The 707-nt window shown below is 39.5% G+C and carries 1 protein-coding gene; it reads right to left on the minus strand.

The genetic code is table 11. The annotated features are described in order from the left end of the window. Positions 1 to 592, minus strand: a 592-nt coding sequence (locus ACFFIP_RS18070; RefSeq protein WP_446685335.1) for an IS1634 family transposase, incomplete at its 3' end; no start/stop codon positions are given. Between the last annotated feature and the right edge of the window lie 115 nt (positions 593 to 707).

A 707-nucleotide genomic window follows, 5' to 3' on the forward strand; every position in this document is an offset into this window, starting at 1 on the left:
CTTTTGAAAATCCGGGCTTTCTGATATCATCCTCCTTTTCTATTTCAAAGTAGATAGTTGTAACATCATAAAAAACCGCGTGGATGCCCCCGTCCAAAACCTGAAGGGTATGGTCAAAGCTGATCTTCTGGACCTGTTCCTTATACCTGGAATGTAGCTTGTCCATAAAACGGTAAATATCATCTTCGGAGTAAGCCTTCTGTTCGTAACGGTAAAGATATTCTGTCGTCTTAAGCTTGCTTTTAGGGTAAACCAGACGGTATAACACAAGATCTTTGAAAAGCTCCTCATTGATCTGACCAAAACCAACATCATCAAATATCCTCCCCAAAACATACTGAACACCCACAAGCTTATGCGAGCTGATTGAAGACAGGACATCAGTAAATATCTTCTTGTGGTCGGTAAAGTCGATCTCCTGAAGCCCCATTTGTTTTTGGGCATAACTTTTACCTTCGTTAACCAGACGCTCAATTTCTAAGGGGTCTTTACTAGAGCCAATGGTCTTGAGAACCTTATATTTCCCTTGGCTTTTATCAATAACCTGTACACTGACAAGTCCACTTTTATTTGGCTTTTTCCGGACAAACATGGACTAATTTAATAAAATCATCCCCTGGGACACCCAAAACCGAAACTTAAGAATCCATAAACATTGAAATTCAATAACTTAAAAAATTACGGTGAATAATCTGCGGAAGTCAGGA

It is taken from the genome of Fontibacter flavus, from assembly GCF_042432905.1.
Taxonomy (GTDB): domain Bacteria; phylum Bacteroidota; class Bacteroidia; order Cytophagales; family Cyclobacteriaceae; genus Fontibacter; species Fontibacter flavus.